The organism is Pseudoalteromonas prydzensis, assembly GCF_001661495.1.
Taxonomy (GTDB): domain Bacteria; phylum Pseudomonadota; class Gammaproteobacteria; order Enterobacterales; family Alteromonadaceae; genus Pseudoalteromonas; species Pseudoalteromonas prydzensis.
Window position 1 is genome coordinate 1 of record NZ_BDDT01000016.1, and the last position, 14878, is coordinate 14878.

The 14878-nt window shown below is 41.1% G+C and carries 10 protein-coding genes and 1 rRNA gene; 2 read left to right on the plus strand and 9 right to left on the minus strand.

Features of this window, described 5'->3' with window-relative positions:
• The 5 genes from A7968_RS19565 to A7968_RS19585 all read right to left on the minus strand — a co-directional run.
• A 16S ribosomal RNA gene (locus A7968_RS19565) occupies positions 1 to 117 on the minus strand; the annotation flags it as partial.
• A gap of 611 nt (positions 118 to 728) precedes the next feature.
• Entirely contained in the window at positions 729 to 3134 is a 2406-nt protein-coding gene (locus tag A7968_RS19570) for a GNAT family N-acetyltransferase (protein ID WP_064668230.1), read from the minus strand.
• A complete protein-coding gene (locus tag A7968_RS19575; RefSeq protein WP_064668231.1) occupies positions 3134 to 4327 on the minus strand; it encodes an MFS transporter in 1194 nt (397 codons plus the stop codon). Before A7968_RS19575 ends, A7968_RS19570 begins: the two co-directional genes overlap by 1 nt.
• Positions 4324 to 5640 (minus strand): lysine N(6)-hydroxylase/L-ornithine N(5)-oxygenase family protein, encoded by a 1317-nt coding sequence (locus tag A7968_RS19580; protein WP_064668232.1) that lies wholly within the window; start codon positions 5638 to 5640, stop codon positions 4324 to 4326. The genes A7968_RS19575 and A7968_RS19580 overlap by 4 nt, the downstream gene beginning before the upstream one ends.
• Positions 5633 to 7219, minus strand: a complete 1587-nt coding sequence (locus A7968_RS19585) for a pyridoxal phosphate-dependent decarboxylase family protein (RefSeq protein ID WP_084448247.1) — start codon at positions 7217 to 7219, stop codon at positions 5633 to 5635. Before A7968_RS19585 ends, A7968_RS19580 begins: the two co-directional genes overlap by 8 nt.
• 128 nt (positions 7220 to 7347) lie before the next feature.
• Between A7968_RS19585 and A7968_RS19590 the strand changes: the two genes are divergently transcribed.
• Both A7968_RS19590 and A7968_RS19595 read left to right on the plus strand, forming a co-directional pair.
• Entirely contained in the window at positions 7348 to 9435 is a 2088-nt protein-coding gene (locus tag A7968_RS19590) for a TonB-dependent siderophore receptor (protein ID WP_064668294.1), read from the plus strand.
• Between the two features lie 15 nt (positions 9436 to 9450).
• Positions 9451 to 10194 carry a siderophore ferric iron reductase gene (locus tag A7968_RS19595; protein WP_064668233.1) on the plus strand — a complete coding sequence of 248 codons (744 nt, stop codon included), beginning with the start codon at positions 9451 to 9453 and terminating at the stop codon, positions 10192 to 10194.
• A 257-nt stretch (positions 10195 to 10451) separates the two neighbouring features.
• Here A7968_RS19595 and glmU read toward each other — a convergent pair whose 3' ends face one another.
• The 4 genes from glmU to atpG all read right to left on the minus strand — a co-directional run bounded on the left by glmU (position 10452) and on the right by atpG (position 14870).
• Entirely contained in the window at positions 10452 to 11810 is a 1359-nt protein-coding gene (gene glmU, locus A7968_RS19600) for a bifunctional UDP-N-acetylglucosamine diphosphorylase/glucosamine-1-phosphate N-acetyltransferase GlmU (RefSeq protein ID WP_064668234.1), read from the minus strand.
• 344 nt (positions 11811 to 12154) lie between these two features.
• Positions 12155 to 12577: a F0F1 ATP synthase subunit epsilon gene (locus tag A7968_RS19605; protein ID WP_064668235.1), complete on the minus strand. Its 423-nt coding sequence runs from the start codon at positions 12575 to 12577 to the stop codon at positions 12155 to 12157.
• A gap of 13 nt (positions 12578 to 12590) precedes the next feature.
• The gene (atpD, locus tag A7968_RS19610) at positions 12591 to 13976 is read right to left on the minus strand and encodes a F0F1 ATP synthase subunit beta (protein WP_064668236.1); all 1386 of its coding nucleotides are present in this window, start codon (positions 13974 to 13976) and stop codon (positions 12591 to 12593) included.
• Between the two features lie 33 nt (positions 13977 to 14009).
• A complete protein-coding gene (gene atpG, locus A7968_RS19615; RefSeq protein WP_064668237.1) occupies positions 14010 to 14870 on the minus strand; it encodes a F0F1 ATP synthase subunit gamma in 861 nt (286 codons plus the stop codon).
• Positions 14871 to 14878: the final 8 nt, after the last annotated feature.

Consider the following 14878-nt stretch of genomic DNA (forward strand, 5'->3'; position numbering starts at 1 on the left):
CTCACCCGTCCGCCGCTCGTCAGCAAAGTAGCAAGCTACTCTCTGTTACCGCTCGACTTGCATGTGTTAGGCCTGCCGCCAGCGTTCAATCTGAGCCATGATCAAACTCTTCAATTAAAAGTTTTTTCTGTTCTCACCCAATAAAGAATGAAGAACCTGCTCAATGAATTCTGAATTATTTGTTTTTGTTACCAAAAACGAATTGACTGTGCTGCAATTCTTTTCTTAAGTAAAACTTAAGTAAGTTATTGCTGTTGGTCACTCAGTTCAATTGAGACTCTAAATTTGTTTGCGTCATCTAGCGAACTAGAATCTGCTGTTAGAACTCAATCTGTACGAGTGCCCACACAGATGATTGCTTTATATTGTTAAAGAACGTTTGAATTGCCTTAGCGACTCAAGGGAAGCGAATCATACGCCTTCCTATTTTTTTGTCAACACTTAATTTTTAGTTTCTTAATAAAAGATTTCAAAGCTAAGTTTTACTCGACTTACTTACCGTTTGTTCAGCGCTTTTCATTGCTGCCTGCCGGGTCAGTGGATGCGCATTATAGGGATATTCTTGAGGCCGTCAACGCTTTATTTCAGTTTTATTAAATTAATTAAAAATTTGTTCAAAAGGCATACAAACAAGGCCGTACAGGCCTATTTTCGGTTAAATTTTCAGCTATGAGAGTCACTAAGCTGTGGATACAGATTCGTTCCAGCTCATAGCTAAACCGTAATAATTAAACAGTCACTGAGTTGTCTTTTCTAACGGGATTAAATTCGGCTATTGGATTGATTAGTTTTCCTACAAACTTTAGGTTTTTTGCCGGATCTGCTAAGTCTATCATTTGCTGATTATTACTTAACTGCAATCGGTTTAAACACGACAGGGTAAAATCAGCACTAAATAGGTCGTACTTAGTAAACTTCTCTTTTAACTCTGGGTGAGATTGCTGGTAACTAATTACACACTCTGCAACTTGTTGCCAAAAGTCTCGTTCTGAATAGTCGTTTTGCTGGTCAAGGATATCGGCCACGAACCTAAAGAAACAATCGAACACATCAGTAAAAATTGACAGCACCTTTAATTCATCGGGCACATCGACTGTTAAACGTTGAATATTATCTGCTAGTACTAAATCTTTATTTAAGATAGCTATTTCTTCGGCAATATCTTTCATGATTGCTTTGACTGGAATATTGTCCTCAAGTAATAGAATCAAGTTTTCACCATGAGGCATAAAGACTAAGTCATGGGAGTAAAAACAATGAAGGAGTGGATCTAAGTATGATTTTAAATATTTAGCAATCCAAGTATGGGTATCAATCTGCGCAGATTTAATTAAAGCAGGTAGAAGTGCATGTCCTTGATTATCGATATGCAGCAGCGACGCCATGGTCATTAAGCGTTGGTTGCTCTTTAAGTTAGGCATTGGGCTTTCACGCCACAGTGCAGAGAGCATTTTTCGATATGGACTGTATTGATCGGTTGCGGCCTCTAAAGCGTGATTATAATAACCAATAGCAGCCACCTCTCGCAGTATCGTAAATCCTGAGTCAGCTAAATATGGATCTTGTGATACAACCTGCGCCACCCAATCATTAATAGCCGGTGTTGAACTCATATAATAAGGTGATAAACCACGCATGAATCCCATATTCAAAATTGACAGTGCGGTCTTAACATAACGTTTATGAGGATGTGTTTTATTGAAAAAAGTACGAATAGACTGCTGCGGTTGATATTCATCTTCACTGTATCCTAAGCAGACCAAATGTTGATCAGCAATATCGTTAGAGAATAACGACGCGAGTTTATTAAACCACTGCCAAGGGTGAACGGGGAAAAAGAAGTAATCATCACTATTCACTTCACGCGCTAATAGCTTTTGTTTAAATGACTCTATGGTGTGCTGTGATAGTTCTTGCGTTATGAGTGTTTGATAATCTAAATCATCTGTGGTCGAAAATACCACTCTATCTTTATGCGCCCCTAGCCAAATCAACTGTAAGTGCGCGCCCGTCTCAGGGGCATATTGACGATAATCATTGCAATCAAAACCGATCCGACCATTATTTGCGATAAAGCAAGGGTGACCTTCTGTCATCGCACTCTCTACTTGCTGAAAATCAGCGCTGGTGAGTTGCTCAGCAGTCAATGCTGGCAGCTGATGCTTATAAGCACTGCCATATAATGTACTGGCTATTTCTTCTAAATAAGTGGGCAACATAGCTTGGCTGATACCTAAACTATGTTGTAACTCACAAATAAAGGCGATTGAATCAAGCTCGGCCACTTGGTTATCGATTTGTTTCTCGATTGAGTCTGCTGCTATATGCCAGTGATTCAAACTACCCAACTTGGCTTTAAATCGATAAACGATGTTTTGTTTATCTGTACTTAGCTCAAAATATTGCCAATCTGCATCTTCATTGGTCAATTGTGGTTTTATTAATCGCTCATGGGCAAACTCACTTAAGGCTTTGCGAACATGTAACCTATTTACATGTCGCCATAGCTTTGGCGTTAAATGACTGACTGCTTGTTCTGGGCTCAAGGGAATGTGCTTCATAGTAGTATTATCCTTATTTAATGCGTGATAGAAGTCATCACGAGTACAAAATGCGAGATGAGCGGTTTTATGCGTTAACTTCACCGCTGATTGATAACGAAAACCGGCTTTAGTATTTAAAGAATGGATTTTGTTATTGCGAATATCGGGTTCAACAATAACGCGCTGATTTTTGTCATTAGCAAAAATGTAATTCATCACCAGTTGAAACACCGACCAAGTAAAGCCATGCACCTTGTTATTGCTTTGCGCAATCAGAATGTGCATGCCAATATCACCTGCTTTGACGGGGTAATGATTACCTATTTCATCTAATTGAGGTTCATATAACTCAACTAAAAAACACGCGCTATTGTTTGCGTAGCCGATATAAATATCGCTGCGCGCTAACAAGCTTTGATACTCTTGCTGTAACTGAGCAATAGTGAACTCTTGCATCCCCCAAAACTGGGCATGAGATTGAGTAACCCACTGATGGATCAATGCTAAGTCTTGCGCTAGGTTAAATGGCCTTAAACTAAGCATGGCTATATTAGTAAATTGCTGACAAAAAACGGGGGGTGAATTAGACATTATTGAGCCCTCGATGTTGTGCCTTGATAGGCTGAACAGACATGGCGTTTAGTTTGCTTACTTAGTAACCATAAGCACAGAGCAGATAGAGTAAGCCCTGCAGCGGCAATCCAAAACGGCATCACTAGGCCATAATATTTCACCAGTACACCAGCAAAGTAAGAGGCCAATAGCACACCTAAACTTTGGCAAAAGCTGACTTTGCTAAAGTCTTGGGCATATTTGTCTGGCGTACTCACTTGGTAAAGCAGCAGATCAAGACGCACAATGATGATAAATAGTGATAAACCAAACAGACAACGCCCAGCAATCACCACCAAATAGGCTGGACTTGCTTGTAATGCAACACCGGTGATGATCAATATAAAGACAATTAATAAGTTAATGGGTCTGGTATTTTTCTTTTGTCGCCACTGATCAAAGCAAAGCGCAAGCAATGCCATAAAAGCTGGGATAGAAAACACCATACTCGCGAGAACGATATTTGCGTTATCGCTCATACTTTGCCAATACGCAGCAAAAAAAGGTCTGATCAAAAAAGCACTGAAGTAAAAGCACAGCATAACAATGCCAAGCTGATAAATAGGCCAGCGAGTTGATGACATAGCCGATGCGACTACAGGCTCAGGCTGCTGTTTACTCGGTGCTAACTTGATAAGATAAGCGCACACTAAGACCTGAGTAAAATCACTCAATGCCATAATTAAAAATGCCGCCTTAGCTGGCAATGCTGATAACACCACACCACCAGCAAGTGCGCCAAGTATGGCGCCAAAGTGCACCACCACACTGAGCGTTGCAATAGTTGTAACGTGTTTGGTTTTTTCTTCTAAGCTCATTAAGTATGGATAAACTAATAAGTAACTCGCTTTAAAAGCAAACATTGCCATTGAGGTAAACCAAAACCAACTTAAGTCGTTTGCAAAAAAACTACTTAAGCTGAATATACCCGCCGCGATTTGACTGTATACCAACAGTGGTAACACATGAATATATTTGCTAATGAAAGCCCAAATAGGGAAGCACACCATGACTACAAAACAGCTAGCAGCAAGATAAGTACCCACATAAGCAGGATCGTTGATAGCAAACACAGTACGAAAAAATGTAGGATAAAACGGTAGCAACATTGAATCACTGATCACTGCAAATACCGTTATCGCAATCAACAAGATTTTAAATTGCTTACTCATGCGCGAAACTGCTTTATTTCATCGCAAAACTCAGAGTTAGGTGCAGCAAATTCCTGAAAAGCAATTTTGCGTTCAATCGGGTAATGCTCATGTCCGGTGATCGCGCGAATAATGCAAGAGTTTCGATAACACGCCATGCCTAAATCGGGTGTAACAAAACCATGGGTATGCTGTTCGGCGTTTTGTACAAAAATACGTTGATGCTGTTTATCAATAGAGTAATTACGACCTACTTGATACAGACCGTCGGCATCACTATCAATACAATGGCTAACTCCAGCTAGAAAGCTTGGCTGATAAGGCTGATAACCCGTGGCAAAAATAATGCTTTGCGTGTTTATTGAATAACATTGCTGTTGCTCGGTTTGCTCTAAATTCAGCTCATAACCTCGTACATGGCTGTGGTGCGTCATATCGATAAGCGCAGAATTTGTGTGTAGGCTAACAGGCAATTTAGCCGTCAGCCGTTTGCTATACAGTAAATCAAAAATATTGTTGATCAGGTCGCTATTAATCCCCTTGTAAAGATTATGCTGGCGACGATTTAACTGCTGGCGTTTTTGCTCGGGTAATTGATAAAAATAATCAACATACTCTGGCGAGGTCATTTCTAGTGTTAGCTTAGTGTATTCAAGTGGGTAAAACCGCGAAGAGCGAGTAAGCCAATTAAGCTGATAATTATGTTGATCGATGTCTTGCAGCAAATCATAAAAGATTTCAGCGGCACTTTGCCCGCTACCAATAATACTAATCGATTGCTGCTGCTGTAATTGGCTTTTATTCGCAAGGTAATGACTGGAATGAATAATTCCCTCTTGCTGTATAAACTCCTGCGCACACTGTGGGTGGCGAGGCACAGGGCCAGTACCTAATACTAAGTGTTTGGCCAAATAAACTTGATCGCATGTTTGTACTATATAGATATCCCTATCTTGGCTGTACTCAACATGCTGAACCTCTGAATTAAAACGTAGATTAGGCAACTGCTGAGTAGCCCATTGACAATACTGATTATATTCTTGGCGTAGTAAGAAAAAGTTTTCTCTAATATAAAAAGAATACAATCTACCTTGCTGCTTTATGTAATTTAAAAAACTATAAGGGCTAGTAGGATCGGCAAGCGTTACCAAATCAGACATAAACGGCGTTTGTAAGCTGACCTCTGGAAGCATCATGCCTGGATGCCAATTAAACTCTGCATTTTTATCTAAAAAGAGGCTACTTACTCCTTCAAGCGGTGCAGTTAAACAGGCAAGGCTTAAATTAAATGGCCCAAGGCCAATACCAATCACATCATAAATAGGCTTATCCATAACTAACTTCCTCCAGTTTAATACTTAAAGAAGTTGACTCATTGGCTAAATCACTCGCTAGATATTGATACCCATATTGCTTTATAAGCCGAACAACATGCTGAATATCACTGATAGTCGTTGCACAGTTTAGTAAGGTGAATTTTAAGTATTGCTTATCTGCCACCTTAGTTGCGGCTATTAAAGCATCGCCTTGGCGGGACAACTGCTTACGAATGAATTTATTTACGTCGTCCAAATCTGGGTTGCTGCTACCGCCATCACCAATAAAGCGAAATACCAAGGTACTTAACTGTGGCTGATGAATAATTTCAATATGCGCTTCAGAGGCTAATAATAGATAAGCCTGTCGTGCTAAATGCATCACTTGCTCAAATGCTAAGCCAAGATTTTTTGCCCCAACTGTACGCAATGAAAACCATAACTTTAATGCATCAAAACGTCGTGTGGTTTGGATGCTCTTATTGCATAGGTCTGGCGTGCCTGCTTGCTGCTGGCTCAGTGGATTTAAATATTCAGCATGATAAGTGACAACCGACAGGTGCTGTTTATCTTTAACAAAAAATGCACTGCAACTTACCGGTTGAAAAAATGATTTATGGTAATCAATCGTCACTGAATCCGCATATGCGATCCCCGCTAACTTATGGTTGTTATTAGGTGTTATTAATAAACCGCCACCATAGGCCGCATCAACATGAAACCAAGCGCCGGTTTGCTCAGCAATAAGGGCTATTTGCGCTAACGGATCAATACTGCCAAAATCGGTTGTGCCCGCAGTAGCAACTATGGCCATAACAATATCACCCTGTTGCTGGCATTGCTCAATGGCCTGACTCAACGCGTTAACATCCATTCTAAAATACTCATCACACGGTACACTTACCACGCTATCGTAGCCAATTCCTAAAATAGCTGCCGCTTTTTGAATACTAAAATGACTAACTTCTGAGGTGAAAATTTTTAACCGTTTAAAGTCCTGTGGTAGCCCTTGCTGTTTATTTATATGTCCGCTGTGTTGCTGACATTGAAAGTCACGTGCGAGCAACATAGCCATTAAGTTAGATTGCGTACCACCACTGGTAAACACGCCATCTGAGAGCTCACCAAGGTTCAGTTTTGATAACGTCCAATCGACAATGCTTTGCTCGATGAAGGTCGCGCCACCACTTTGATCCCAGGTTTCAACGGCTGTATTTATCGCTGTAGCCATTAATTCTGCAAGAATGCTTTGATAAACAATAGGACAATTTAAGTGAGCGAGGTAACGTGGATTATTGAAATAAACAGCATCTTTGAGATACAACTGAGTCACCTCAGTAAGCGCTTCTTGTATATCAAATAGCGGCTGATTTAGATCAATATCAGCAAATTGTTTGGCCAGCTCGTGAGGAAAAACCCCGCTAAATGGCTTTTTTTGCTCACCGATAGTTTGCGCCAACAATTGTACGACTTGATCGACACCTATTTTAAACTTATCTAGATTTTCTTTATTAAACATTGAATTAAGCATTGAGTTAGCTTCGTGATTAGAAGCTTGTTGCTGTGCATCTGCGAGCAACACATTTAACTGAACCATGAGCACGATCACCTTTAGTTGAAAACAATTGATAAATCTAAATGAGAATGTATACTAATCGCGTTTCCGATTCAGTGTCAATGTTTAAATAACGTAAAAATTAAGGAGTGATTGTGTTAAAAAAATCAATGTTTGGGCTATCAGCCATTTCATTATGCATATTCAGCAACAATGGTGTGGCTGCAGAAGTAGCGATAGACGATGACATAGAAAATATAGCCGTGTACGGCAAGAGCTATCGTTCAACAGGCACTAAATCGAGCTTAACGCCGATTGAATCGCCTATGAGCTTTGAAGTATACGACAGTAAATTACTAGAGTTACGCCAAGTAGATACAGTGAATGAAGCACTGCGCTATGTATCAGGGATCACGCCTGAAAATCGCGCCACCGTGACTATTTTTGATCAATATACGATTCGTGGTTTTGAAAGTTACCGTAATTTTTACGATGGTTTACCACTGCAATACAACCTAGTTTATAACTTAGCGCCACAAGTCGATGCGTATGCGACACAAAGTGTCGAAATTTTAAAAGGCCCGGCTTCTGTTTTATATGGCTCTGCACCTCCGGGCGGTATGGTTAACCAAACGGCTAAAACCCCACAAGCTCTTTCTGAGCATAACTTTAGAGCCCGAATTGGTACTAATAATTTGGCGGAGCTAGCTGTAGATAGCACAGGCGCTATTACCGATGGTGTGAATTATCGCTTTATTGCACTTGCTCGTAGTCGTGATGGTCAACAGCAAACCACTGAAGAAGAACAGCTCACCATTGCGCCCTCAATAACCTTTGAGATCAGTGAACAAACAAGCTTAAATCTTAATTTATATTATCAAGACGATCCGAAAATGGTGCCATCAACACCCTTACCTGCAAAAGGCACGCTGTACGAAGCCAGTTACGGTAAATTAGCCGCTGATGCGTATGCAGGTGATGAAAACTGGGCCGAGTTTGCCCGAGAAGTCACTATGATCGGGTATAAATTAAATCATGAATTTTCAGATTCAATGTCGTTTTTACAAAACTTTCGCTATACCAATGCCGATGCCACGCAGCAAAATAGTTATGACTTCGGTTTAGCGGACGCAGATAAAATATTAACGCGTACTGCGTATAAAACCATTGAGGACGCTGAAGGCTTTGTAGTTGATAACCAACTCGCTATGCAATTTGGTTTAGCGAATACGAAGCACCAGCTATTATTTGGTTTTGAATACCAAACCCTTGATTCAACATTTGATTATGCCGATACTTTTGGCGCAAATACGCCAACACTTGATTTATCAAACCCTGATCACACTCAGTTTAATGACGATACCACCGCGGCTTTAGATACTTATCGTCAATTTAGTCGTTTAGAGCAATCACAACGCGGTTTTTATTTGCAAGATGAAATAAAAATCGATGCGCTTACTGTCATCGCTGGGCTGCGCCATGATAATTACTATAGCTTAACTGACACTTTAATAAGTGGCGCCACCAGCAATCAAGAGATCGATCAAAGCGATACCACTTTCCGTATGGCGGCGATCTATACCTTTGACAATAACCTTGCTCCTTATGCAAGTTACTCTGAGTCATTTGAACCAACGTCTGGAGTCGATACGTTAACTGGCCAAGCATTCAAACCAACTACCGCAGAACAAATTGAAGCGGGGGTGAAATATCACAATAATGATTCAAGCACTAAAGTAACCGCAGCATTCTTTGATTTACGCAAACAAGATGTAGTGGTCAATACTCCTGACTTTATGCAGTACACTCAAAATGGTGAAGTGCAATCTAAGGGTTTTGAGATCAGTGTTTATCAGCAACTCACCGACACGCTTGATGTTACTGTAAATCTAACGGATATGGATGTTGAGGTAATAGATAACCCACAAAACCCGGCATTGGAAGGTAAAACACCTATTTGGGTAGCAGAACAACAAGCCTCAATGTGGTTAAATTACTTCTTTAGCGACGCGCTAGAATTTAACGGTGGTGTACGTTATGTCGGTGAAAGCCAGCTAGATGCCTTAAATTCCGATACAGTACCAGGTTATACCTTGTTTGATGCTGCTGCTAGCTATCGCTTTAACGACAGCTATAAAATCGGTTTAGCCGTGAGTAACTTAACAGACAAACGTTATGTGGGTGCTTGTTTTGATATAAATGGCTGTTGGATGGGCGCTGAGCGCAGTGTTGAGCTTAGTTTAAATGCCTCATTTTAAGTATTTAAACTCGTTATGAACGGTGAACAACTCGCCCTTAGTAAGCTGTTAAAGCTTGCTAAGGGCTACCACAGTGCTTTAAAAGTACCAGAAAAAGCAACAGATTGGCTCGATATACAATCGAGTTCATTGCTGGTTGCAAGGTTACACCAGTATTGGCAACAGCAATACCCCGCTGCTGGGCGTAGCTATTGGGCAATAAAAAGTTGGGGTATGCTGTATTGGCAACCGCTCTATTTAGCGGTCATCAGTGTACATGAACTCACTATGAGTTTTTCTTTACAGCCTATGCAACAACACTACCAACAAGGCGTTATCGCAGGGTTGCAACTACCCACTATAAAAGCGCAGCACCATCACAGCCAGCAACAGGCAATAACAAATATGGCTGCCCACTTGAAATGCTATGTTGTTAAGTTACTCACAGATTTAAACCTCGTTGCGCGGCTTAATGAGCGTTTGGCCATGTTCTTATTGGCTGACACACTATTGGCAATATTACTAATTCATGCACAGCGAAAGCCGCAGTTTAATATTCAAGAAATGGCTGCACACTGGTTGCAAGCTCTCGAGATCTCAGAGGCGGGAGAGTTTATTAGGCTTTCTACTTGCTCTGATTCATTAGCACTCACAAGGAAAACATGTTGTTTGCATTATCAAATAGGTAATGTTGCAAAGTGCGCTAATTGCCCAAAACAGCCTCAGCAACTTAAAGTTCAACGGATGCAACAGGAGTTAATTAACCTGAACTCTGGTTAAGAGATGTACTTATGTATTGATATTAAATAACAAATATATTTCTCAGTCTCCAGCCGGAGACTTTTAGTGATAACAAGGCGAATTTACGCGTCAATAGCTAGCCTATTGCAAGTAAATTCAACGCAGTTAGCGTTAAAAGTAGCCGCTGGAGATAGATTTATTATCCAGAGTTCAGGTTAATTAGCATGCTGCAACTAAATAAAAAGCAAAAAGCGAGTATAAACTCGCTTTTCTATTTTAGGTAAACACTACTGCGCTTACTTTTTAACAGGCCGTTTCCAACCAGTTAAGTTGCGCTGTTTGGAACGTGCGATGGCAAGTTGTTCATCTTCAACGGTGCTAGTGATCACAGAACCTGCACCAACGGTGGCTGTTGCACCAATATTCACAGGGGCAACCAGTGATGAGTTAGAACCTATAAAGGCATTATCACCTATGATGGTTTTAGACTTATTCACGCCATCGTAGTTACAAGTGATAGTACCGGCACCAATATTAACTTTTTCACCAATTTCCGCATCGCCTAAGTAAGAAAGATGATTTGCTTTAGAGCCTTTGCCTAAACGGGTTTTTTTCATCTCAACAAAATTACCAATGTGCGAGTCTTCTTCCATAATCGCACCTGGGCGCAGGCGAGCATAAGGGCCTAACGTACACTTATCGGCTACGCTAGCATCCTCAATTAAGGTATTGGCTTTAATAATTACGTTATCACCAATAGTACAATTTTTAAGTACACAGTTAGGGCCCACTTCAACGTTATTACCAAGGGTAACTTTACCTTCAAAAATAACGTTTACATCAATTAGTACATCTTCACCGGTTGTCACTTCGCCGCGTACATCAATGCGAGCAGGATCAGCCAGTGTTGCACCGTTTAACATTAATTCTTCTGCTTGCCATGCTTGATAAGCACGCTCAAGGCCTGCAAGTTGTACGCGGTTATTTGCGCCCTCAACTTCCATTGGGTGATCTGGTTGTGCAGAGCTAATTTCAACGCCTTCGCTGTGCGCCATAGCAACGATGTCTGTTAAGTAATACTCACCTTGTGCGTTTTCGTTAGATAAGTTGCCTAACCAGCTTTTGAGTAATTTACCATTTACAGCCATGATGCCAGTGTTTACTTCGTTAATGAGTAACTGCTCTGCGCTGGCATCTTTTTGCTCAACAATACCGACCAGCTTGCCATCAACACGTAACATACGGCCGTAACCATTTGGGTTTGCTAAATTAACAGTAAGCACGGCTAAGCCATTTTTAGGTGTGGCAGCGAGTAAACGCTCAAGGGTTGATTGCTTTGTCAGTGGTACATCACCGTATAAAACCAATACAGTGTCTTCATCATTGATATGTGGGTTTGCTTGTGCCACTGCATGGCCAGTACCAAGCTGCTCAGCTTGAAGTACCCAGTTTACATCGTTGTCAGCAAGTTGTTGTTGTAATAGTTCACCGCCATGACCAAAAACTAAGTTCGTCGATATAGCACCGAGTGCTTTAGCATTATCGATAACATGTTGCACCATAGGTTTACCGGCAACTTTATGCAATACCTTAGGTAGAGCTGAACGCATGCGAGTACCTTTACCCGCAGCAAGAATCACTGTAGTCAGAGACATTAAAACAATATCCTTCTTTCTTTGTTTTATTGAAATGAGTAAACGTGTATAAATTCAACCAAGATTACGCAAGTCACATCATGTGCACTTACTCAGCAGCAATCTAGCAGTAGCCACTGAATCTAAGCTGAAATCATTCTTCGCTTTATTTGTGACTATTGTAACGAGGATTGGTGAAGGATATAAGTAAAAACAAGGCTAAATACCTCTTAAAGTAAATTAAATCAATTTACGTAGGGTTAATCAAAAAATGACAACGTAATCATATTAATAATTTTTACGGTACTCATAAAACAAACACAAAAAAGCCCACATAAAGTGGGCTTTTTAAAAACCGGATAGGCTTACTTTTTACGTAATTGCTGAATAACGCGTAGCTGAGCGATTGCTTCAGCTAGTTGCATTGCTGCTTGATTATAATCAAACTCAGCAGAACCGCCTTTAGCCATTTGGGCTTCAGCGTCACGTTTAGCTTGTTCTGCAGCTTGCTCATCAAGGTCTTCACCACGAATTGCAGTATCTGCAAGTACGGTCACTATGTTCGGTTGAACTTCTAGTGTACCGCCAGCAATATAGATGAATTCTTCTTCACCAAATTGCTTAACTAAACGTACCATACCAGGTTTAAGGGCAGTTAGTAGTGGAGCGTGACCAGCATTAACACCTAGTTCACCTTCACTACCACTTACTTGAATAGATTCAACTAAACCAGAAAATAAACTCTGCTCAGCGCTTACTACGTCAAGATGTACAGTCATAGCTGCCATACTACCCTCCTAATTACATGCTTTTGGCTTTTTCTTGAGCTTCTTCGATAGAGCCAACCATGTAGAACGCTTGCTCTGGCATATCATCAAATTCACCATTTAAGATGCCTTTGAAGCCAGCAATTGTGTCTTTAAGTGACACGTATTTACCCGGCGCTCCTGTGAATACCTCTGCCACGAAGAATGGCTGAGATAGGAAACGTTGGATTTTACGTGCACGAGATACAAGTTGCTTATCTTCGTCAGAAAGCTCGTCCATACCTAGGATTGCAATGATGTCTTTAAGTTCTTTATAACGCTGAAGAACTGTTTGAACGCCACGTGCTGTATCGTAGTGCTCTTGACCAATTACTAATGGATCAAGTTGACGTGAAGATGAATCAAGTGGGTCTACCGCTGGGTAGATACCAAGTGATGCGATATCACGTGAAAGTACTACTGTTGCATCTAAGTGAGCAAAGGTAGTTGCTGGAGATGGATCCGTTAAATCATCCGCAGGTACGTATACCGCTTGGATTGAAGTAATTGAACCAGTCTTCGTTGAAGCGATACGCTCTTGTAGTACACCCATTTCTTCAGCTAGTGTAGGTTGGTAACCTACCGCTGATGGCATACGACCAAGTAGTGCAGATACTTCTGTACCAGCAAGCGTGTAACGGTAGATGTTATCTACGAAGAAAAGTACATCGCGACCTTCGTCACGGAACTTTTCAGCCATAGTAAGACCAGTTAACGCTACGCGTAAACGGTTACCTGGAGGCTCGTTCATCTGACCGTATACAAGCGATACTTTATCAAGTACGTTTGAATCGTTCATTTCATGGTAGAAATCGTTACCCTCACGAGTACGCTCACCAACACCTGCGAATACTGAGTAGCCGCTGTGCTCGATTGCGATGTTACGGATAAGTTCCATCATGTTTACGGTTTTACCAACACCGGCACCACCGAATAAACCAACTTTACCACCTTTAGCAAATGGACATACAAGGTCGATTACCTTGATACCAGTTTCTAAAAGTTCTACTGAACTTGATTGCTCTTCGTAAGTAGGCGCTGCACGGTGAATAGACATACGGTCTTCTTCGCCGATTGGGCCAGCTTCATCGATTGGCTCACCAAGTACGTTCATGATACGACCAAGTGTTGCTTTACCAACTGGAACTTGAATCGCTTCACCTGTGTTTGATACTAATGCACCACGACGTAAACCGTCTGTAGTACCTAGTGCGATAGTACGTACCACACCGCCACCTAGCTGTTGTTGAACTTCTAGAGTCAAACCAGCTAAATCGCCATCTGTTACTTTTAGCGCGTCATATACGGCTGGCACGTTGTCTTGTGAAAACTCAATATCCACAACGGCACCGATAATTTGGACGACCTTACCTAAACTCATGTCTATTCCTCTCGTTAATCTTTGCCAGAAGCATTAAACTGCGGCTGAGCCAGAAACAATCTCACTAATTTCTTGTGTGATTGCCGCTTGACGGGCCTTGTTATAAACAAGCTGTAACTCATCCATAAGGTCGCCAGCGTTATCAGTTGCAGCTTTCATTGCAACCATACGGGCGGCCTGTTCAGAGGCAGCGTTTTCAACTACACCTTGGTATACTTGAGACTCAATGAAACGCACTAACAAAGACTCTAAAATAGCCTCTGGGTTTGGTTCATATAAGTAATCCCATGTGTAAGCAGATACTTCTTTTTCAGCTTTTGGCAAAGGGAGTAACTGATCTATCATTGGCTCTTGCTTCATGGTATTAACGAAGTTGTTATATACCAAGAATAAACGGTCAATTTTGCCTTCAGAGAATGCATCTAGCATTATTTTTACAGGACCAATAATGTCTTGTACTGAAGGTTTATCTCCTAAACCCGCTTTTTTAGCGAGTAGTTGACCACCAAAACGTTGGAAGAAACCAGCAGCTTTGCTGCCCAAAGTTGCAAACTCAGCGTTTACACCTTTTTCTTTCCACGCTTTAACATCTAGTGCAACTTTTTTAAACTCGTTAGAGTTTAAACCGCCACACAGACCACGGTCAGTAGAGATAACAATATAACCAACTCGTTTTACTTCACGTTCTTCTAAGAACGGGTGAGTAAAATCAAGATTTGCTTGAGCAACACGACCAATCACTTTACGTAATTTGTCAGCGTATGGACGGCTTGAAGCCACTCGTTCTTGCGCCTTTTTCATTTTAGACGCAGCAACCATTTCCATTGCGCTGGTGATCTTTTGAGTATTTTTAATACTGCCGATCTTGCTTTTAATCTCTTTTCCGCTGGCCATGACTCTCT